The 19,893-nt window shown below is 47.6% G+C and carries 16 protein-coding genes and 2 pseudogenes; 8 read left to right on the top strand and 10 right to left on the bottom strand.

The genetic code is table 11. From position 1 onward, the window contains the following. The first annotated feature begins 896 nt into the window (after positions 1–896). Positions 897–1,931 carry an IS481 family transposase gene (locus tag ACJJI8_RS20505; protein ID WP_444932638.1) on the top strand — a complete coding sequence of 345 codons (1,035 nt, stop codon included), beginning with the start codon at positions 897–899 and terminating at the stop codon, positions 1,929–1,931. A gap of 146 nt (positions 1,932–2,077) precedes the next feature. Here ACJJI8_RS20505 and ACJJI8_RS20500 read toward each other — a convergent pair. Beyond that, a protein-coding gene (locus ACJJI8_RS20500; protein WP_444933095.1) for an IS3 family transposase occupies positions 2,078–3,216 on the bottom strand; the annotation gives its coding sequence in 2 pieces (ribosomal slippage) (positions 2,078–2,967 and positions 2,967–3,216; 1,140 coding nt in all). 46 nt (positions 3,217–3,262) lie between these two features. Here ACJJI8_RS20500 and ACJJI8_RS20495 point away from each other — a divergent pair. After that, positions 3,263–3,517, top strand: a pseudogene (locus ACJJI8_RS20495) (integrase core domain-containing protein); the annotation flags it as partial. A 270-nt stretch (positions 3,518–3,787) separates the two neighbouring features. Here the strand turns inward: ACJJI8_RS20495 and ACJJI8_RS20490 are convergent. Next, on the bottom strand, positions 3,788–4,486 hold the full coding sequence (locus ACJJI8_RS20490) for an ABC transporter ATP-binding protein (RefSeq protein WP_444933550.1): 699 nt from the start codon (positions 4,484–4,486) through the stop codon (positions 3,788–3,790). Then, the gene (locus tag ACJJI8_RS20485; protein ID WP_444933549.1) at positions 4,483–5,250 is read right to left on the bottom strand and encodes an ABC transporter permease; all 768 of its coding nucleotides are present in this window, start codon (positions 5,248–5,250) and stop codon (positions 4,483–4,485) included. Before ACJJI8_RS20485 ends, ACJJI8_RS20490 begins: the two co-directional genes overlap by 4 nt. Before the next feature lie 273 nt (positions 5,251–5,523). Here ACJJI8_RS20485 and ACJJI8_RS20480 point away from each other — a divergent pair, with 273 nt between their 5' ends. Both ACJJI8_RS20480 and ACJJI8_RS20475 read left to right on the top strand, forming a co-directional pair. Next, on the top strand, positions 5,524–6,633 hold the full coding sequence (locus ACJJI8_RS20480; RefSeq protein WP_444933548.1) for a glycosyltransferase: 1,110 nt from the start codon (positions 5,524–5,526) through the stop codon (positions 6,631–6,633). Continuing rightward, positions 6,634–7,716 carry a glycosyltransferase family 4 protein gene (locus ACJJI8_RS20475; protein WP_444933547.1) on the top strand — a complete coding sequence of 361 codons (1,083 nt, stop codon included), beginning with the start codon at positions 6,634–6,636 and terminating at the stop codon, positions 7,714–7,716. It abuts the gene before it with no gap. A 211-nt stretch (positions 7,717–7,927) separates the two neighbouring features. Here the strand turns inward: ACJJI8_RS20475 and tnpA are convergent. Then, positions 7,928–8,354: pseudogene (gene tnpA / locus ACJJI8_RS20470) on the bottom strand (IS200/IS605 family transposase). A 239-nt stretch (positions 8,355–8,593) separates the two neighbouring features. Here tnpA and ACJJI8_RS20465 point away from each other — a divergent pair. The 4 genes from ACJJI8_RS20465 to ACJJI8_RS20450 all read left to right on the top strand — a co-directional run bounded on the left by ACJJI8_RS20465 (position 8,594) and on the right by ACJJI8_RS20450 (position 12,452). Next, a complete protein-coding gene (locus ACJJI8_RS20465; RefSeq protein ID WP_444933546.1) occupies positions 8,594–9,463 on the top strand; it encodes a glycosyltransferase family 2 protein in 870 nt (289 codons plus the stop codon). Positions 9,464–9,524: 61 nt separating this feature from the next. Then, the gene (gene gmd / locus ACJJI8_RS20460) at positions 9,525–10,640 is read left to right on the top strand and encodes a GDP-mannose 4,6-dehydratase (protein ID WP_444933545.1); all 1,116 of its coding nucleotides are present in this window, start codon (positions 9,525–9,527) and stop codon (positions 10,638–10,640) included. Positions 10,641–10,643: 3 nt separating this feature from the next. Further along, positions 10,644–11,600: a GDP-L-fucose synthase family protein gene (locus ACJJI8_RS20455; RefSeq protein ID WP_444933544.1), complete on the top strand. Its 957-nt coding sequence runs from the start codon at positions 10,644–10,646 to the stop codon at positions 11,598–11,600. Positions 11,601–11,681: 81 nt separating this feature from the next. Then, positions 11,682–12,452 carry a glycosyltransferase family 2 protein gene (locus ACJJI8_RS20450; protein ID WP_444933543.1) on the top strand — a complete coding sequence of 257 codons (771 nt, stop codon included), beginning with the start codon at positions 11,682–11,684 and terminating at the stop codon, positions 12,450–12,452. Between the two features lie 38 nt (positions 12,453–12,490). Here ACJJI8_RS20450 and ACJJI8_RS20445 read toward each other — a convergent pair whose 3' ends face one another. The 6 genes from ACJJI8_RS20445 to ACJJI8_RS20420 all read right to left on the bottom strand — a co-directional run bounded on the left by ACJJI8_RS20445 (position 12,491) and on the right by ACJJI8_RS20420 (position 19,794). Continuing rightward, a complete protein-coding gene (locus ACJJI8_RS20445; protein WP_444933542.1) occupies positions 12,491–14,260 on the bottom strand; it encodes a BatD family protein in 1,770 nt (589 codons plus the stop codon). After that, positions 14,254–16,137, bottom strand: coding sequence for a vWA domain-containing protein (locus tag ACJJI8_RS20440; RefSeq protein ID WP_444935182.1), 1,884 nt, complete (start codon positions 16,135–16,137; stop codon positions 14,254–14,256). Before ACJJI8_RS20440 ends, ACJJI8_RS20445 begins: the two co-directional genes overlap by 7 nt. A gap of 2 nt (positions 16,138–16,139) precedes the next feature. Next, the gene (locus tag ACJJI8_RS20435) at positions 16,140–17,180 is read right to left on the bottom strand and encodes a vWA domain-containing protein (RefSeq protein ID WP_444893491.1); all 1,041 of its coding nucleotides are present in this window, start codon (positions 17,178–17,180) and stop codon (positions 16,140–16,142) included. Next, positions 17,173–17,718 carry a DUF4381 domain-containing protein gene (locus tag ACJJI8_RS20430; RefSeq protein WP_444933541.1) on the bottom strand — a complete coding sequence of 182 codons (546 nt, stop codon included), beginning with the start codon at positions 17,716–17,718 and terminating at the stop codon, positions 17,173–17,175. The genes ACJJI8_RS20435 and ACJJI8_RS20430 overlap by 8 nt, the downstream gene beginning before the upstream one ends. 127 nt (positions 17,719–17,845) lie before the next feature. Further along, positions 17,846–18,823 carry a DUF58 domain-containing protein gene (locus tag ACJJI8_RS20425; RefSeq protein WP_444933540.1) on the bottom strand — a complete coding sequence of 326 codons (978 nt, stop codon included), beginning with the start codon at positions 18,821–18,823 and terminating at the stop codon, positions 17,846–17,848. Next, the gene (locus tag ACJJI8_RS20420; RefSeq protein ID WP_282932305.1) at positions 18,823–19,794 is read right to left on the bottom strand and encodes an AAA family ATPase; all 972 of its coding nucleotides are present in this window, start codon (positions 19,792–19,794) and stop codon (positions 18,823–18,825) included. The genes ACJJI8_RS20425 and ACJJI8_RS20420 overlap by 1 nt, the downstream gene beginning before the upstream one ends. Positions 19,795–19,893 lie beyond the last annotated feature (99 nt).

Genomic DNA, 19,893 nt, shown 5'->3' with positions numbered 1-19,893 from the left:
ACTATGGTGGACAAGGCGGCAGTGAGTAATCAGCTTGCCAATCACTCAGTGTTTGGAAGGCTATGATCTTACTACCTTGTCTACAAAAATCAGAATGATAATCCTGGTATACTTATTGTGTGGTTTTGCTCAAAGGTCATATAGTTCCTTGGGCCGGGATAAGGTTGTGAAGTCGCTAGCTATTTACGGGTAGTAAGTTAATTTTTTCTTCCGCTTTTCCAGGTGGTTCCTCGTCATTGTGTTAGTGGGGTATTCCTGTTGCGGTGAGTGATCAGTTAATACGATGGCTTGGCTTTCTTCTATGATGGGGGGGGGTAACCGAGAGACGGTAGCTAATCACATTTCAGGCTCCGAAACAGCATTTTGATTAATGCATTATCTCGGTAGTTTATGTGCACAACTTATGCCCTTGGTCATTCGGTAGCACTAGAGTGTTGGCGGAACTGATGACTAGTGTGCAGACTATCTTGGTTCGAGTGGAACATAACTTCATTGGGTTTTCCTTGCTGTCCCCAGGCCATTCCATGCGGTTTTATCGTTAATGTATGGTATCAGGCTTCTAAAAGAGGGCTCATCCAGCAATACGACGAGCGCGTAAACCTATGGCGAAAGCCAGGTAGCACCTGCTTGAACCAGTCTAGATATAGGTAAAGCTACCATACAAAATTTGACTGGATTTTTCTTTATTAAATTGGCGATCAAGCTTATTCGGTATACTATGTGCTCGACTATTTCTCTCTTGTGCTTGTATAGGTTAGGTAACTAATATGCCAAGCCAGCCTTACGTATGAGTTGTATTAGTTCAGACCAAATCTGACACATCCTCTTGAAAAAGAGGGGTTTACCGGTTTTGATGAAGGTGCCTAAACCTAAAAGCAAAACCAAGGATAAACCCCATGATCCATACTAATGATCGCATCATCAAACACAAGACCGGATTGCTAAATCTGGCAGAAGAACTCGGAAATATCTCCAAAGCATGTAAGATGCTGGGTGTATCGAGAGACACTTTCTATCGGTACAAGGAAGCCGTTTCAAGTGGTGGCGTGGACGCCCTTCTTGAGAAGAACCGGCGTGTACCCAACCACAAGAACCGTGTTGACACAGTCATTGAAGAGGCAGTGTTAACTTATGCCCTCCAAGAGCCTGCCCATGGGCAGGTTCGAGTTTCCAATGAACTGCGTAAACGCGGTGTATTTGTGTCCCCTAGTGGCGTTCGGAGTATCTGGTTACGGCATGACCTAGCTAACTTCAAATTGCGATTAAAGGCACTTGAGGCCAAGGTCGCTGAGGAGGGACTGATCCTCACGGAGTCACAGGTTCAGGCTTTGGAGAGAAAACGGCATGATGATGAAGCCTGTGGTGAAATTGATACTCAACACCCTGGTTATCTGGGCTCGCAGGATACCTTCTATGTAGGAACCTTTAAGGGCGTCGGACGTGTCTACCAACAAACCTATATCGATACCTATGCGAAGGTGGCTCATTGCAAGCTGTACACCACCAAAACGCCAATCACTGCGGCAGACCTCCTGAATGACCGTGTACTACCGTTTTATGCCTTACATGATCTACCGGTGCTGCGTATCCTAACTGATCGCGGTACAGAGTATTGTGGCAAATTGGAACAGCACGACTACCAGTTATATCTAAGTGTGAACGAAATAGAACACACCAAGACAAAAGCCAGACATCCACAAACTAACGGGATCTGTGAGCGCTTCCATAAAACTATTCTACAAGAGTTCTACCAACCTTCATTACGCCGCAAGATCTATGGATCAATAGAAGAGTTACAAAAGGATCTGGACGAGTGGCTCACATATTACAATAATGAGAGAACCCATCAGGGTAAGAAGTGTTGCGGTCGAACACCGTTAGCCACTCTTGAAGATGGAAAAAGCATCTGGAAGGAAAAGCTCGTAAACTGAATTTGACCTGACAGAGCACCTCCTGAAAAACCGGTAACTGTCAGATCAAGTCTGAACTACTACATATGAGTTCACAGACTTTAAAGCGTCGCAGGGTTGACCTAAAAGCAAACCTGTGTTGTGGTCAACTCCAAGCGGACACTTCTTTAAGCACATTTCTCAAATTCGATAGGGGCTAGGTCTCCCAGTGTTGTATGTATTCTTCGTGAGTTGTAATAAGCAATATAGGCTCTTACATCTGCTACCGCATCCTCCCTTGTCGGATAAAGGTTTCCCGTTAACCACTCCCGCTTCAGGCTGCTGAAGAAACGTTCAGTCGGTGCGTTGTCCCAACAATTTCCCTTACGGCTCATTGAACACACCATCCCCTGCTGACTCAATAACATTTGGTAGGTATGGCTGGCATACTGACTGCCACGATCAGAGTGATGCAGGAGACCTTTTGGGGGCGAACGCAAATTGACAGCCATCATCAACGCACGAGTTACCAGGGCCGTTTCCATCTTCCGATCTAGATGCCAACCAATAATCCGGCGCGAATAGAGATCAATCACTACCGCCAAGTACAACCAGCCCTGCGAAGTCCAAATATATGTAATATCAGTCGTCCAAACTTGATTTTTAGCACTCGGTGAGAACTCCCTATTTAGAAGGTTCTCTGCGACCGGCAGGTGATGTTTACTGTCTGTCGTCAGTGTAAATCGCTTCTTGCGCTTTACTGCCAAGCCTAGCTTTTTCATGAGCTTGCGGACTCGATAGCGCCCGACTTCAAAGCCTTCTTTACGTAACAGCTTCATTAACCGACGACTTCCCAGGCTCTGTCTAGATTCTGCAAATAGGGCCTTCAAACGATGGCATAGTTGCCATGTTTGAGCATCTATTGAGCTATTACCACGGCAACACCAATCGTAATAACCAGACTTACTTACCTGCATTACCCGGCAGAGCACCCTAACAGGAAAGCTGCCTTGCTGTTTTTCAATAAAGCTGTACTTTATTTCATTTCTTTCGCAAAGAAGGCGCTGGCCTTTTTTAGGATTTCTTTCTCCATCCGCAACTGCTTATTTTCACATCGTAATCGCTCTAATTCTGCGCGCTCACCTACATCCAACCTCACACCGTCTTCTTCCTGCTTCAGTTCCTTTATCCAGCGTCGCAGGTTATTGGCTGTTGTTCCTACAGCCTCTGCTGCTTTAGAAATTGAATACCCTTGCTCAGAGACTAGCGCTACGGCGTCTTTCTTAAATTCCGGCTTGAAATGCCGACGTGTACCTTTTGTTGTCATACTTCACCTCGCTTGGTAGTTTTACCATCTTAGCGAAGTGTCCGGAAGGATTAGACCACTACACCCACAAACTAACAGGATCTGTGAGCGCTTCCATAAAACTATTCTACAAGAGTTCTACCAACCTTCATTACGCCGCAAGATCTATGGATCAATAGAAGAGTTACAAAAGGATCTGGACGAGTGGCTCACATATTACAATAATGAGAGAACCCATCAGGGTAAGAAGTGTTGCGGTCGAACACCGTTAGCCACTCTTGAAGATGGAAAAAGCATCTGGAAGGAAAAGCTCGTAAACTGAATTTGACCTGACAGAGCACCTCCTGAAAAACCGGTAACTGTCAGATCAAGTCTGAACTACTACAAATTATCAGATCAAGTCTGAATTACTTAAACTAAATGGCTGAAGATGATTTTCCTTCTAGTTATCAAGCTCCTATTTTTCCTTGGAGTGAGAATAGGGGGCACTTTCTATAAAACCATCGAGAGGTGGATGTTTCTATGCATTCGAGATCATTGTATTTAAAACGTGCTTTGATGTATTGCTTATTCAGAGTGACTTAACCTAGAGTCAAGAGTGAATAGTATCCTCAGAATAGCAATCTAACACTCTTTCAGTACTGCCTAGCATTTTTACTTTACCCTCGTCTATCCAGAGTACGCGATCACAGAATTTGTTTAGTGTGCGAATTGAGTGTGACACGAGAACGACCGTTTGATTCGACTTTACTTTTTTCTTTAATTCCTGAGATGATCTTTTCTTAAACTTTTTATCGCCCACTCCTAGGATCTCATCAAGTAGAAGTATCTCTGGTGTAGTACGAATAGCAATAGAAAAGCCCAAACGTGCCCTTTCTCCCGCTGAATATGTTCCAACCGGTTGCTCCATTAGGTGCTCAATTTCCCCAAATTTAGCAATTTCTGAAGCTAGTGCTTTCGCTTCAGAAATCGACTTCCCCTGGGTTACAAGGGCCATTACAGCGTTATCATACCCACTCAGATTTTTATTGAACCCTAAATTTAAGGAGAGAAGTTGGGATTTGATCCCTTTGGGGCGTGATATCCGCCCTTTATCTGGTTGAATAATGCCTGCTAACAATTTCAGAAGGGTTGACTTTCCTGCCCCGTTGCGCCCAATGACACCAAGGGTTTCCCCTTGGTAGAGCTCAAAACTCAGCCCTTCTAAGATATAGCGCTTTTTACTAAATGGATTCAGACGGCGGCGAAACCCAACTCCTACATCTTCAAATGTTAGTACTTCACCGTTCATATAAGAGTCCTTGGGTAATACCTATCAAATCTCTGTAGAATTATAAATCCTAGCGTGATTGAAATTAGGGAGAATGCATAAGGGTAAAAGAGATCGGAACTAGTTATTACTTCACCGCGCAAAAGAATTGCGCGATAAGAGTCAAAGATTTCCACAAAAGGATTAAGATATAAAATGTCCTGGGCGGCTTGAGAGCGACTGTTCACATCGAAAAATATTCCAGAGGTAAATAGTATTGCGGTCATCCCAAGACTAATGAGATGTTTTGTATCAGGAATAAGGGGGACAATAGCCGCGGCAATAAAACTGAGGCCCAGGTTGATAAAGAATTGGCACATCACAATCTGCACTAGGGAGAGCCAGTGGAGGCTTGGTTCAAACCCTTGAAAAGCCAAGAATAGACATAGTAACGGAAGAACAACCAAAAAGCGTAATAGCATCGACAAATTTATCGTTGCGGGAAATATCCACTTTGGCAGATAAAATTGGTTGAGGATGCCTTTGTTGCTGCTAATCGATGTGGCGCCTCCATTGATGGAGGAGGAAGTCCATTTGAAAGGAATTAGGGCGCAAATTAAAAAATAAATGAAGCTAGATCCACTTCCTCCATTTCTCAGGCCCATAGAAAAGGCAATGTAAAATAGCCCTGTTAGCAATATGGGCTCAAGCACCCACCAAAGTGACCCTAAATAAGAATTTTCTGAATCCGCTTTAAGGGCGCTTAGGCCGCGAATCCAGATAATACTCAGGTAATTTTTTAACATCTACACTGAACTCACTGTTTAAGTGGAAAACCCTATGAGCTTTCTCAGAGCGTTTTCTGGCTAGATATGATCGCCATATTTACCATCGCAGTTGGCCATTGCCATTCGCGTCAAGAGTACAAATATACAATATTTTGTTTAAAAACAGTAGCCAGCAGTGTCTGCTGCTAACAAGTGATAAGTTTAAGTTGTCCAAGAGATGAAGTAGTAGATAGCTATGGTTATGTCGATAAGGTGTATAATAACTATCCAAATTGTGATTAGGGTGATAGTTTGAAAGGCTCGGCTAAGATTCTTCATTGCTACAGAACATTTTTCCCCGAAAGTCAAGGTGGGATAGAGCAAGTTATCCTTGAGATTGCCCGTAGGGCAGATGGGGAGGTTCTGACCTTGTCTGAGTCGCCAAAAAGTAAGATGCGTTACGCGCACGTTAAGGTTAGTAGTTCTAAGAGGTGGTTTTCAATTGCCTCATGTTGTGTGGGACCCAGTCTGATACTTCGCCTCTTCCAAAAAGATCCTGATATCATACATTTCCACTTTCCATGGCCTTTTGGTGATTTGAGCTATCTACTTGCGGGGCGTTCTCGGCCGTTAGTTGTTACTTACCACTCAGATATAGTTCGCCAGAGATTTTGGGGGGCATTATATAGGCCGTTAATGAAGTATTTTCTCGGGCGAGCAAATTCTATTGTAGCGACGTCACAAGCCTACTTAGAAACGAGTGAGGTACTGTTAGAGTATAAGGATAAAGTAAGAGTTATACCCATCGGAATATCTGAAGATAGTTACCCCCAAGTAGAGAGTCATGGTATCAAATCGGTAGAGGCTAAATTTGGTCGTGATTTTATGTTGTTTGTAGGTGTTTTACGATACTACAAGGGCTTAGAATTTTTGATAAGAGCAGCGGCCGGCCAGTCATATCGCGTCATTATTGCTGGCAAAGGACCAGAAAAGGAGCGCCTTGAAGCGTTGGCGATGAGCCTGGGGGCGGATAACGTCATTTTTGCAGGCTTCATCAGCGATGAGGATAAAATGGCTCTATTGTCCCTTTGTCGCGCAGTGGTATTCCCCTCACATTTGCGATCTGAGGCTTTTGGTGTGACTTTAGTTGAGGGGCTGATGTGCGGGAAGCCACTGGTATCTTGTGAAATTGGAACTGGCACTAGCTATGTAAATTTACATGGTGAAACAGGGTATGTAGTAGAGCCTGCTAATCACTATGCTCTACGAGAGGCTATGGCGAAGCTGTGGTATGAGCCTGAGATGGCCAATGTTATGGGGCTAGCAGGGCGTAGTCGTTTCGAGAGGTTATTTACTGCAGAGAAAATGGCCTCTTCTTACGAGCGGCTGTATCGAGATCTACTTGGACAAAGCGAGGGGTAAGTGGCTAGGATTGCTGTTGACGCGCGGCCACTTTCTGAGAAGACAACGGGAATTGGTCGTTATACGCGGGCTCTGCTCGATCGTATGTATGAGAGTGAGCATCATTGGTATCTTTATAGCCATAAACCGCTAATTGGGAATATCCCCAATTCGGATAATATTAAGACAAGATATAGCGATATCCAATGGGGAGCCCTTAGCTCCCCGTTTGCACAAGTGGTGTTTCCAATTTGGGCTAGGCTTGATCGGATAGACATTTTTTGGTCTCCCCGTCACCACCTGCCTATTCTATTGCCGTTGCGAACTTCCAAAGTGGTTACGATACATGATCTAGTTTGGCAAAGGTTTCCACAGACTATGTCACGCCTGGGTTTACAGCTTGAGCGGCTGTTAATGCCTCCATCTTTGCGAATAGCTGATAAGGTTATTGCTGTATCTGGGAGTACCGGAGATGAAATTCTGAACTCTTTCAGCTATTGCAAGGACAAGGTTGTCGTTATTCCTGAAGCGCCATTCTTAGATTCTCTTTGTGAAAGGACTGGTGAAAGAGATTATTTTCTTTTTGTAGGAACCCTCGAACCTCGGAAGAATCTTCAGCGCTTATTGGAAGCTTATGGCCAATATATAGAGATTGTAGAGGAAGCTTTACCCTTGAAAATATGTGGAGGTAAAGGCTGGGGAGGGGTAAAGATTGAAGAGGTTGTTGAAAGACTGGGGCTTAGCGAAAAGGTTGAGATTCTAGGTTATGTTAATGATGATCTCCTTCCAGTTCTATACAGGGGGGCTAGAGCGCTATTAATTCCCTCTTTATATGAAGGTTTCGGCCTTCCAATTGTTGAAGCTTTTAGTCAAGGTACTCCAGTCTTAACTTCAAACTTTGGGGCAATGAGGGAAGTTGCAGGCAATGCGGCACTTTTGGTAGACCCTTTAGATATTGAGGGCATGGCTAAAGCTTTAGCGAGGTTCACAATTGAGCAATCTCTGATTGTGAGTTTGCAAAAAAATGCTCTTATTAGGCTAGATGAGTTTAGCTGGGACGAGTCTGCGGCCCAAACGTTATCTGTGCTAGAGGGCTCACCTTAGCTGTGTCGGATGTGAGATTCTTTATAGTCTTGTTGTATTTTCTGTCAGGATAGGTCTATTAATTCAGCTTTTGCTATAAATGGATCAATCCAGGGGCAAGGAATAAAGGTATTGAAATAGGCTTTACATTCTCTAGCAGGGTATTTTTGCCGTCACCTATAATCAGCAACCACCCGCATAGAGGGTGGTTGCTGAAAGCCCTCTGAGGGGGCTAATTACAACCCCGCCAGTTGCTCTGCTCTTGACGGCGCTCTTCAACCTCTTGACTCTTAATGTGCTCTCGAATCATTTACTCGTCGAACCCTACTGTACTTACGCAGTAGCCGCGAGCCCAAAAGTGTCTTCCTGTATAATTTCTCTGTACATGCTTGTATCTACGAAATATCTGAACCGCAGACTTCCCTTTCAGAAATCCAACCCTATTGGAAACACTGAACTTCGGAGGAATCATTAACAACATATGGATGTGATCTCTCATTGCGTACCCTCGACCAACTTGACAGCATAAGTCTCGAAATATTGCTTCAATCCCCCGCCTCAGTGCTCCAAATAACACTTTCTTTCGATACTTGGGCACAAAAAACCACGTGGTACCGGCAATAATGCTTCACGTGAGCATGGCATTGCAAATCTCGTATATGGCCTCCTTATAGAACTTGCCGGTTCATGGAGGCCATATTTACTCTGCACGCTGGAATGGCAGAGCCTTGCCAAGTCTGACCCCAGAGGCGGCAGCTTATCTATATGTTGATCAAATTGGTGTTATTTTCCGCCGCTTTTGTATATTTTCTTGTTTATTTTAAATTATGTGCTAGTTGTTAAATTTGTATTTTTGTTTGACTTTTAATTTTTTGATTGGTTGAGCAAGGATGCTCAAATGGAACCCAAATTCTCGATAATTGTTCCTGTGTATCAACATTGGTGTTTTATTGCTGGGCTTTTATCTCATTTAGAAAGCCAGTCATTCAAGAGGACAGACTTTGAGTTAGTTTTAGTTGCCAATGACCCTCCTGTTGCCTTTCTGAAGCAGAAATATTCCTTTTCCCTTAAAATCCTCAAATGTTCTACCCCTGGAGCCTATGCTGCTAGAAATTTAGGAATACAGTTCGCAAGAGGAGAATGGCTTCTCTTTACTGATGCAGATTGCTTGCCTGCTCCTTGCTGGGTGGAGGAAATTAATGCAGCTATTCTAAATTGTGATTCTCACAACGCATTATTTGCTGGTCGCGTTGTTTGTGTGAAAAATAATTTTGATTGTGGTGTTTATCATATATACGACTACGTGAAAGGTATTCCTCAAGAGAAATATGTGCAGTCTGGAGTGGCTGCAACTGCTAATTTAGCTGTTCGGAAATCATTTGTTGAGCAAGTGGGTATGTTCAATGAGAGTTTATATTCTGGGGGTGATTTTGATTTTTGTGCTCGTGCGACAGTGTGTGGAGGAGAATTGATTTATCTTCCACAAGCTGTTGTGGCTCATAGGGTGAGAAATTCTTGGTATTCCTTGGCTGTTAAGGCAAGGAGAGTGAAGGGAGGGCAGTTCTCAAAAAGTCATGGAATTGCAAGGTTGGGCGTAATTTTGCGAACACTTTGCCCTCCATTTAGGTCAGCGCTCTATTTTTTAGGTAGGAATGAGCACCCCTTAAAGTTTAGATTTTTTTCGGTTTTGGTTCAGTTTCAGTTATGGCTTGTTGAGGTTTTTGAAGTTGTTAAGTTGGTTGCAGGGGCGACGCCGGAGCGTCGTTGATGATCAATGAAGTGTACCCAAAGATATTTACTAAAAAAATAACTGATAAGGTATTTGCCGAATGAAAAAGGCGCTAGTGACTGGAATTACAGGCCAGGATGGCTCTTATTTAGCTGAATTTTTATTGGCGAAAGGGTACGAGGTTCATGGGGTTAAAAGAAGGTCCTCTTCATTTAATACGAGCCGCATAGATCACTTGTACCAAGGGCCGCAAGATGATAGTAGAAGGTTTTTTCTTCACTATGGAGACCTTACCGATACGAGCAATTTGACCCGAATTCTTCAGGAGGTGCGGCCTGATGAAATCTATAATTTGGGTGCTCAGTCTCATGTTGCGGTCAGTTTTGAATGCCCTGAATATACTGCAAATGTGAACGGGCTTGGAACCCTCAGAATACTTGAGGGGATGCGTCTTCTGGGGTTGGATAAAACCAGGTTTTATCAAGCCTCAACGTCGGAGCTTTACGGTGCTGCCAAAGTTTCCCCTCAGGATGAAAACACTCCTTTTTACCCTCGCTCTCCATACTCAATTGCAAAGTTGTTTGCTTATTGGACCGTGGTCAATTTCCGCGAGGCCTATGGCTTATATGCTTGCAATGGAATCTTATTTAATCACGAGTCATCACGGCGTGGTGAAACTTTTGTTACTCGAAAGATAAGCCGGGGTTTGGCAAATGTTGCCCAAGGTTTAGAGCGGTGCCTGTATTTGGGGGAGCTGAATGCACTGAGGGACTGGGGCCATGCTAGAGACTATGTTGAAATGCAATGGTTGATGTTGCAGCAAGAAAGTCCTAGGGATTTTATCATCTCTACAGGGCTGCAATACTCCGTTCGAGATTTTGTTCGTAATTGTGCTCAAGAGTTGGGGATAGAGGTAGAGTTTCATGGAGAGGGGCAGAAAGAGGTAGGTGTTGTTGCTTCAATTGTGGGAGAAGATGCTCCAGCAGTTAAGTGTGGAGATGTAATTGTTAAAGTGGACTCTCGTTATTTTCGCCCGACAGAGGTGGTATCACTAGTAGGTGATGCCTCATTGGCTCGTCAAGAACTGGGGTGGGTACCTAAAACAACTTTGAAAGATTTAGTTGGGGAGATGGTTAAGTATGATTTGAGGGAAGCGAAGCGGAATTTGTTGTTGGCTGGGAATGGTTATCGCACTGAGCCTATTTTTGAGGAGTAGTTAGTGAAATACTCCCAGAGAGTTTTTGTCGCAGGTCATCGGGGTATGGTTGGTTCGGCATTAATTCAGAGGCTGAGACCGGTAAAAAACTGTGAAGTCATTACTTGCCCTCGAGATTCGCTGGACTTGACAGATGCTGATGCTGTTTCTGATTTTTTTAATTCGGAGTCGATTGATACTGTTTATTTGGCTGCGGCAAAAGTGGGGGGCATATTGGCGAATAGCAAGCTCCCAGCTGATTTTATTTACCAGAATCTGATGATTCAGTGCAATGTAATCCATCAGGCTCACAAGGCCGATATCCAAAATTTGCTGTTTATTGGGTCGTCTTGTATTTATCCGAGGGATTCCCCCCAACCGATACGGGAGCAGGACCTGCTTGGGGGCAGGTTGGAGACGACTAACGAGCCTTATGCTATTGCTAAGATTGCCGGAATTAAGTTGTGCGAGTCGTACTCAAGGCAGTATGGACGTAACTATCGCAGTGTTATGCCGACAAACCTTTATGGTCCACATGACAACTTTGACTCTGCAAATTCACACGTTATCCCTGCATTAATATATCGTTTCCACAAGGCCAAAAATGAAGGGCTGCAGAATGTCAGGATTTGGGGGAGTGGTGATGTTCGGCGAGAATTTCTGTATGTAGAGGATATGGTTGATGCGTTGGTATTTGTAATGGGATTGGAAGATCGAGTATATCGAACCGTGACAGAGCCTATGTGCTCCCACCTAAATGTGGGTACTGGGGTGGATTGCACTGTTAAGGAGCTGGCTTATTTAATCGCCGAGATCATTGGGTTTGAGGGAAATATTACATTTGACAGGTCAATGCCTGATGGTGTGCCGCGGAAGTTGCTAGACACCTCAAAGCTATCGAAGTTGGGGTGGGATTCCCACACTTCCTTGGGGGTAGGGTTAAAGAAAACATACGACTGGTATAGAAGTATTTTACGTTGATCGAATGTCAGATATTGTAATTTGTACTAAAGTTCTCAAGAGAGGTTTTACTTTTCACGAAACGACAACTTGAGACTTTTTGTGATAAAAATAAGCCTGATAACGGTTTGTCTAAATAGTGCTGACACCATTCGCGACACAATACTATCTGTGTTGGCTCAAGATTATGCAAATATTGAGCATATAATTATTGATGGTGGCTCTACTGATGGCACGCTAGAGATAATATCTGAGTTTAAAGACCGAGTCGCGGCAGTTGTGTCTGAAAAAGACTCGGGTATTTATGATGCTATGAATAAAGGCATATGCCTGGCGTCTGGCGATATAGTCGGCACAATTAACTCTGATGATGTCTATTCTGATAGTCGTGTAATTTCAAATGTTGTTAATGAATTTTTGGTTTCGGGAGCCCAGTCTGTCTATGCAGATCTGGAGATTGTGGCTCGCAACAACTTAAGCCAAAGAGTGCGTTTTTATGGCTCCAGTAAATTTAGGGTGTCTAAATTTCGCTGGGGCTGGATGCCACCCCATCCTACATTTTTTGTGCGGCGAGACTGTTACAAAAAGCTAGGTTTATATAAAACCAACTACCGTGTTGCGGCAGATTTTGAATTGCTAGCTCGTTTTCTTTATCGGGATAAAATCAGCTTCAGGCGCTTGCCAAAATGTATTGTGAAAATGCGTGAAGGGGGTGTTAGTTCCCAGGGCGTTTGGGGGCGGATTCATCAAAACCTGGAAATTGTTAGGGCTTGCAAAGAAAATCATATCTACACAAACTTTTTCTTGATTCTATTTAAAGTACCTCTTAAATTGCTCGAATACACAGGAATTGGCCTTACCCATAGGCGGTGAAGGCCAACCTTTCCCTGTTTGATTTGAAGTGGCTCCTGTTAAGAGAAGAGTGAGGGCAGGGCGCTATCCGTTTCACTGGGTTCACTTTCAGGTTTCGCGTTCAGTAATAAGTCGACTATTGCTTCCACCTTATTGGTGTCCAAAGGGCTAGCCGGTGACTTGTAAATAGAGGCGTCCAGAGCTGCTTGGAGCTGATCCAGCTCAGGGATGTGCAGTTGCCTTGCGGTCTCAGCCAAGCTCTTCCCATTTACTTGTGGCCATTTTGCAGACAACCACTTTAAAGTGGCTTGTTGGATATGGATGGGGTTCTCACTCTCCAGAGCTTTTTTAAGGGAACGGGTTTCACGTTGTAAGTCGGGAGCCTGGGTGTGGTTGCTCGGTATTTGCTGGGCGGGTTTGCGCCTCTGAAAGAAAAAGTACAGCACCCACAGTAAGTGAGAGGCAATCGCGATAATAGCCAGGTTGCGCCAAAAATGGCTCACAGTACCGACTTGTTCGGTGGGTGTAGCTGACTGAGGTACTTTAGCACTGGTTTCATTGTCGCTGGTTACTGCAGCAGCAGTACCGGAAACTGAGAAGCGGAATGCCGGTAGTTGAGTGGTGCGTTGTCGTTGGCTTTTTGTATCCCACCAGGTCACAGTGACGGGAGGAAGCTCGTAGTCCCCGGGTTGTGTAGCCACAATCGCGGTTGTCTCAATACGGCTTCCGGTAACGCCGTTGGGCCCAACCTGGTCTTCTTGTTGCGGTTGATCGGGGTAAGTTTTAAGGCCATCCACGTTGAGTTTGGGAAGTGGGGGCAACTGTGCGGCCCTGAGCCCTTCGGCACGTACGGTAAGAATTCGGGTAATAGGTTCGCCTACGGCAAAGGTGTCCGGGTCCTGGCTCCAGCTTTGAACAATGCCGAGACTGGCAGCGGGCAGCCATTGGCTGCCAGAGTAGTCAGCGGGTTTTGGCAGCACTTCAATAGACTTCTCCTGGGAGCGAAGTCGAAGCCTTTGGCTGTTGCGATTAAACAGGGAGAAGGGGTCCCTGCGCCCAGCGATGGCCACGTAGGTTAGTGCGGGAATGCTGAGCTTGCCTGAGCTATCTGGGAAAACGGCGTAGGTAACTTCGTAAACCGCATGGCTCACATCATTGAGCTTGCGCTCATATCGCTGCTCATCGACTTTTTCTGCATGAGCGCCGGCAACCTTGAGAGGCTCTGTTGCGATATCGTGTAAGCCGATAGTGGTGTACAGGCGAATTTTTACCAGCAGTTGCTCTTGGACATAGACCTTTTCCTTGTCGAGTGTTACTTCCAGAAAAGCCTGCTTTTCACCGCCGTTAGGTCCACTTTGCGCCTCGGTGACTGTGACGGGAATCGCATCGGAAACCTCTCCTTGATAGTTAAAAGAGGGGATAAACAGTTTGCCTTCCCGTTTGGGGGCTAGCGCCAGTACCCACTCGACAAAACTCTCTGCACGGCCATTGATAACGCGATACTGGTTGGACTGTTGGCGTGAGAGAATATCGAAATCCTGTTCCAACAAGTCAAAGTCCGGTTGTCCACCACTTTTGTCTCCTGAATAGCGCACACGTAAATTGACTGTCTCATCAATTCCAATCTTATCTCTATCGACCGTTGCGCTGAGATCGCTTGCTAAAACCGGTGTCGACAGACAAAGTGCTATTGCAAGAAGTAGCAAAGCGAAGGCGTGGCTGAGTGGGAGGTTCCAAAGTTTTATTCGGTTGTTAATGATTGCGTCCATAGGCATTTTTGAAATCAGTGTTCTTGAATCCAGCGACATTGTTCTGCTGTTCTTTACCATCTTTGTGTCGCCCCATTTTCCGGTGGCTCCCATTCTCCGCTGCGATAGGCGCGGCGCCGTTGCAGGCTCTCGTATTTGAACTTCTCGCGCATCAGGCCGGCTGGATCATCGGGAATTTGACGGAGCCATTGGTCCAGGGCTTGCTGGGTTTCCTGGTCGAGTGGGCTTTCTGCAGCGCCAGTAGGTAGCGATTCCCCTTGCGGCGGTTGTTCTTCACCCTGTTGTTCACCTTGCTGTTGTTGTTCGCTCTCCTGCTCTTCCTGACCCTTTTCTTGGGAGCCCTGCTGCTGCTCGCCTTGGGGTTGTTGCTCAGAGGGCTCTGGTGAACCAGAGGGCTGTTGATTATTGCCCTGTTGTTGCTGCTCGCTGAACTGCTGTTCGTTGTTCTCAGCTTGCTGCTCTTGGTTTTGTTGTTGTTCCTGGCTCTGCTGCTGGCCCTGCTGGTTCTGTTCCTGCTCGCTTTGCTGCTGTTCACCGGACTGCTGTTGGGATTGCTGCTGTTTTTTTTGCAGCTCTTTCAGTTTTTCAGCAATCTCCCGATTGTGCTCGGCATCGGCAAACTCGGGCTGCTTTTGCAGGGCTTCATCGTAGGCTTTGATAGCTTTGTCGTAGTCCCCCTGTTGCACCAGGCTGTTGCCAAGATTGTACAGACTCTGTGAATTATTACTTTGGGCGAAATTTTCCTGGGCCTCTGCGTAGTTGCCTGCGCGATAGTTGGCAGTGCCTTTCCATTCGGGATTGTGAAACTCTTGCGCGGCCTCTGCCGGCTGTCCCTCTTCCAGTAGGCGCTGGCCTTGCTGGTCTTTGCGTTGCCATAAATCCTGCCATTCAATAGCCTGGCTTTCACTTGAAATCCCAGTTAGCAACAGTAAGGGCAGGGCGCATGCCAGAGCTCCCCGACGGAAGAGTAGGGCTGCAAAAGGTAGTATTAAAAGCAGTAATAGCGGCCCTTCATCCCGCCATTGGTCGAACTCCCTTTCAGTGAGCTGCGCTTGTTGCGGGCTGTCAGTTTGAGGCAGTAAATAGTCGATATCGCTGTCATTTACCGTAATTTTGGCAAAACGCCCTCCGCTGGATTGGGCGAGCTGGCGAAGCTCAGCGGCATCGAAATTGGAGATGACGATGGCCCCTTTACTGTCGGTCACAAATCCACCGGTATTTCCCCTAGGGATGGGGCTGCCCTCGCCGCTGCCTACGGCGAGTATGCTCATCTCAACTTTTGCGTTGGACAGAGCTTTGGCGACCTCATCGGCGGCCATTGAGTCTATGCCATCGGTAACGGCAAGTAATTGCCCGCGCCCAGCAGCTCCGTCCTTTAACAGGCGAATTCCTGTATCGACGGCCATTTCGATATTGCTGCCGGGGACTGGCATGATTGAGGGCGATAACGCGGGTACCAGATTGGCGATAGTAGCCGTGTCCTCGGTAAGAGGGGTGACGACATGGGCTTCTCCGGCATAGGCGACGAGCGCGGTGAGGCCGTCTTTTCTCTGGCGCAAAATATCCAAAATTTTAAGGCGGGCGCGGGTTAGTCGATTGGGTGAGAGATCTGTCGCCATCATGGACGGTGACAAGTCTAGCAGTATGACCAGGGCATCCTGGTTGCTGTACACCGGGGTTGGCAGCTTGCGCCAGGCAGGGCCGGCCAGAGCGATAATCATCGCGACCAGCAGCGCAAATATTAATGCGAATAACCAGGGTCTTTTACTGCCGCCGCGCAGTAGAAGGTGGGGCAGCAGATCTGGGTCTATGACCTTTTGCAGTTGAGCGCTGTTGAGCACCATCTTTGCCAATCCCCAACAGAGTAGTGCTGCGGGAATTAGCAGCCACAGAACCCCAGGGCGCAGGAAGTGGAAGGATTGGATTAGGTCGAGCATATTCACTGGGCTTGACCTCCATTGTTACGACTTAACTCTTCTCGTCTGGCAGGGAGCTGAAAATTGCTCGCCAGGGGAATCAGGGCCCAAATTCCAGCCAGTAGTAGGGCGATACTAAGGGGCCAGGTGAACAGGGACTTCATGGGGCGGTAACTTTCCGCTTCCTGTTCGACAGGCTCTAACTTATCCAGTTCGGCATAGATTTCTGCCAGCTCTTGCGGGTTGTGGGCGCGGAAATAGCGGCCCCCGGTTTTATCGGCGATTTCCTTGAGGGTCTTGCTGTCGAGGTCTCGCGAAGGGTTAATTCTGCGGCTGCCAAAACGGCTCCCCAGAAGACCGGGTTGAACCATTTCGTCGGCACCTACACCGATGGTGTAAACCGTAATGCCCGCTTGTTGTGCCAGTTCGGCAGCTTTGAGCGGGGAGACTTCCCCCGCAGTGTTGGCGCCATCGGTGAGGAGTATCAGCACGCGTTGCTCTGCGGGGCGTTGGGTCAGGCGTTTGACCGATAGCCCAATGGCATCGCCGATGGCAGTTCCCTGTCCAGCAAAGCCGATCTGGGCCTCTTTTAGTAGAGTTTCTACCGTCTCCCTGTCGTAAGTGAGTGGGGCTTGCAGGTAGGCGCGAGTCCCAAACAATACCAACCCCAAACGGTCACCTTTACGCCGTTCAACAAAGTCACCAACCACCTGTTTTACTGCATTGATACGCATCGCCGGTCGGCCATTAATTACCATATCGGGCGTTTCCATGCTGCCTGAAATATCTACGGCAATAAGGAGATCCCTTGCGCTGCTGGGTTGAGATATCGGCTCCCCATACCACCGGGGACGGGCTGCGGCGCTGATTAAAAGCAGCCAGATCAGAATCAGCAAAAAGAGATTGAGCAGATTGCTTTGTTCGCCGCCGCCGCGTTGGGATAGCTCAGAATAAAATGGCACCTTCAGGGCGCTGCTCATGGGTTTGGAGCGGGGTAGCAGCCAGCGAGCGAGTAGCGGGAGTGGGGCTAAAAAGAAAACCCATGGCCAGGCGAATTCAAACATGCGCGGCCTCCCCGCCCTGGTGTTGTGGGCTGTTTTTGGTGGGTTGTCCGTGCTGCTTCACCCATAAAATGGCATATTCCTGTAGCACTCGGTTTTTGTCTGGGTCACAGCTGCCGCGATAGAGGTTTTCAATGAGTGCTTGTTGCGCATCAGAGGGGCACTCAAGTGGGGCTGACTTTTTCAGAAATTCGACCCATGCTGTGCCGATAAGATTGCCGCACTCTGTACGGCTATAGGTTGTAACTGCCACTCGCTTAAGTATTTCATTAATTTCTGGTACTGCATCCGCCTCCTCAGTATTTACTGCGGCGAGCAGTGAAGCTGCTTCGACACGATAGCGATTGCGTTCAACTTTTTTGCGCCGCTGCCGCCACCATAGGACAGCGGCGGCCACACAGACAAGAATTAATACGGCCAACATCCACCAGCCTGGAGCGGGTGGCCACCAATTAACCGCATTGGGCTCTTGTATATCGCGGAGTTGCGATAACAATTCCTGGGCCTCGGGCGAAGGCGCTTGCGGTGTTGGGGATTGCATTTGTTTTGCCAGAAGACTTCCTTTTATCACGACTGGCCCTCAATTAAATTGCCAGTGCGTTTTGCCTTCGCTCCTTGGTTCGCCAAAACATTGGCGACTAGCTTTTTCTGCACTTTCAAACTCATTACTACTTGGGCCTTCTCGTATTTTGCCAGCCATTATTTCTTTGCCGCGAGCCGTAGACGGACATCAGTGCTGGAATAAGCGGTTGGGTGTTATCAAAGTCCAGCAACGGCAGCCGATAACGCCGGCACAGTTGTTCAACCTCGGCGCGGGCTCGGGCTTGCTTTTCGGCAAAATGTTCGTGAACCGGCCGATTGCCGGCATGAAGGAATGTGCGCTGGCGACCGTCAGATATAGTGAGGGATTGGCCGGGCAGATGTTGCTCCAGCGGGTCCGATACCCTCAGCACCTGCAGGTCGGCATGACGGGATAAAAGGTAGAGTGGCTGCGAGCAGCTCTCGTCGAGATCATGGCAATCACTGATTAAAAAGAGCGCACTTCCAGGGCGTGCGATTCTTCGCGCTTCCTCCAGCAATGTTTTTAGTGTTTGGCTGCCCTGTTCGGGGACGGGGCTGCTCAGTTCCGCAGCGCGGGCAACCGTACTGTGAATCATCGAAAGTACGGCGTGGTGGCTGCGGCGCGGGCGCACTGTGTCTATTTCCCGGTCGGAGAAAAGTAGCGCCCCGATCCGATCGCTGTGCTGTAAACCAGCCCAACCCAGCGCCGCAGCGATGCCGCTTGCCGTCACCGATTTAAATGCTCTTTGGCTGCCAAAAAACATCGGCGAGCGCAAATCCAACAGGATAACTACCGGGCGTTCGCGCTCCTCTTGGTAAAGTTTGGTGTGGGTTTGGCCGGTTCGAGCTGTTACGCGCCAGTCAATGGAGCGTACATCATCGCCGGCCTGGTAGTTCCGCACTTCCTCAAAATTCATGCCGCGGCCGCGGTAGCGAGTGAGCAGGCTGCCGGCCTGATCACTGCGGGCCAGGCGCGGTTTGAATAATTGCAACTGCCGTGCGGCGTAGCGCATTTGTACCAACGGCGTTACTTCGGGATAAGCCCCGCGCAGTTCGAGCTCAGTTGGGGGTGCTTCAGCGGACATCAGATCGCAGGCACCTGTTGAAGTAATCGCTCAATTACCTGGTCGGTAGTAATTCCCGCCGCTTCCGCCTCAAAACTCAACAGGAGTCGGTGGCGTAAAATATCGGGAGCGACATTCATCACATCATCTGGGGTGACATAATCGCGCCCGGCGAGCCAAGCGTGAGCGCGCGCGCAGCGATCCAATGCAATTGTTGCTCTCGGACTTGCACCAAAATCTAGCCATGACGCCAGCTCGCTGTCATACTTCGCCGGCTCGCGAGTAGCAATGACAAGTTGGACAGTATAGGTTTCCACGGCCTCAACCATCTGCATTTCCAGAATTTGGTTGCGCGCCTGAAGAATGGTTTCTTGGCTGATAATTTCAGTGGGGCGATTTTCGCCAAGGCTAGCCTCGGATCTGGCCAGGCGCAGGATTTTTGCTTCCGCCTCCGCATTGGGATAGGCAAGATTTACCTGCATTAGGAATCTATCTAATTGTGCCTCTGGTAGAGGATAAGTCCCTTCCTGCTCAATAGGGTTTTGGGTAGCCATTACCAAAAATAACTGGGGAAGGGGATAAGTTTTTCGGCCGACACTGATCTGCCGTTCTGCCATAGCTTCGAGCAGCGCCGACTGAACTTTGGCTGGCGCGCGGTTAATCTCATCGGCCAGTATCAGGTTGTGAAACACTGGACCTGGTTGAAAATGGAACTCTCCGGTTTCCGGCCGGTAAATGTCGGTGCCGGTAATATCCGCCGGAAGCAGATCTGGCGTAAATTGAACGCGATGGAAGTCACCCTCAATAGCTTCGCCCAGTGTTTTAATGGCCTTGGTTTTGGCCAGGCCTGGCGCTCCCTCCACCAAAAGGTGGCCATCGGCCAGCATGGCGATCAGCAATCGGTTAACCAATCTCTCTTGACCGATAATCTGCTCTTCCAACCAATCGCCCAAAGCGGCGATATGATCCCTAATAGTCTGGTTTGCTTCCATAGTATCTCTTCTTCTGAGAATTTAGCCGCCGCACGGACCTGGCTGGCTTTCTACCATCTATATATAGTCGCCGCCGAGAAGGTGGCGACTGATGATTTT

This window comes from Microbulbifer maximicatervae (SeqCode) (assembly GCF_052467695.1).
This window is presented reverse-complemented; position numbering and strand designations above follow the sequence as displayed.

What these genes read in the sequence shown, in the direction of transcription:
- ACJJI8_RS20505 (WP_444932638.1), top strand. Translation starts at nt 897, where the DNA reads ATGATCCATACTAATGATCGCATCATCAAACACAAGACCGGATTGCTA.
- ACJJI8_RS20490 (WP_444933550.1), bottom strand. Translation starts at nt 4,486, where the DNA reads ATGAACGGTGAAGTACTAACATTTGAAGATGTAGGAGTTGGGTTTCGC.
- ACJJI8_RS20485 (WP_444933549.1), bottom strand. Translation starts at nt 5,250, where the DNA reads ATGTTAAAAAATTACCTGAGTATTATCTGGATTCGCGGCCTAAGCGCC.
- ACJJI8_RS20465 (WP_444933546.1), top strand. Translation starts at nt 8,594, where the DNA reads ATGGAACCCAAATTCTCGATAATTGTTCCTGTGTATCAACATTGGTGT.
- gmd (WP_444933545.1), top strand. Translation starts at nt 9,525, where the DNA reads ATGAAAAAGGCGCTAGTGACTGGAATTACAGGCCAGGATGGCTCTTAT.
- ACJJI8_RS20445 (WP_444933542.1), bottom strand. Translation starts at nt 14,260, where the DNA reads ATGGTAAAGAACAGCAGAACAATGTCGCTGGATTCAAGAACACTGATT.
- ACJJI8_RS20440 (WP_444935182.1), bottom strand. Translation starts at nt 16,137, where the DNA reads ATGCTCGACCTAATCCAATCCTTCCACTTCCTGCGCCCTGGGGTTCTG.
- ACJJI8_RS20435 (WP_444893491.1), bottom strand. Translation starts at nt 17,180, where the DNA reads ATGTTTGAATTCGCCTGGCCATGGGTTTTCTTTTTAGCCCCACTCCCG.
- ACJJI8_RS20430 (WP_444933541.1), bottom strand. Translation starts at nt 17,718, where the DNA reads ATGCAATCCCCAACACCGCAAGCGCCTTCGCCCGAGGCCCAGGAATTG.
- ACJJI8_RS20425 (WP_444933540.1), bottom strand. Translation starts at nt 18,823, where the DNA reads ATGTCCGCTGAAGCACCCCCAACTGAGCTCGAACTGCGCGGGGCTTAT.
- ACJJI8_RS20420 (WP_282932305.1), bottom strand. Translation starts at nt 19,794, where the DNA reads ATGGAAGCAAACCAGACTATTAGGGATCATATCGCCGCTTTGGGCGAT.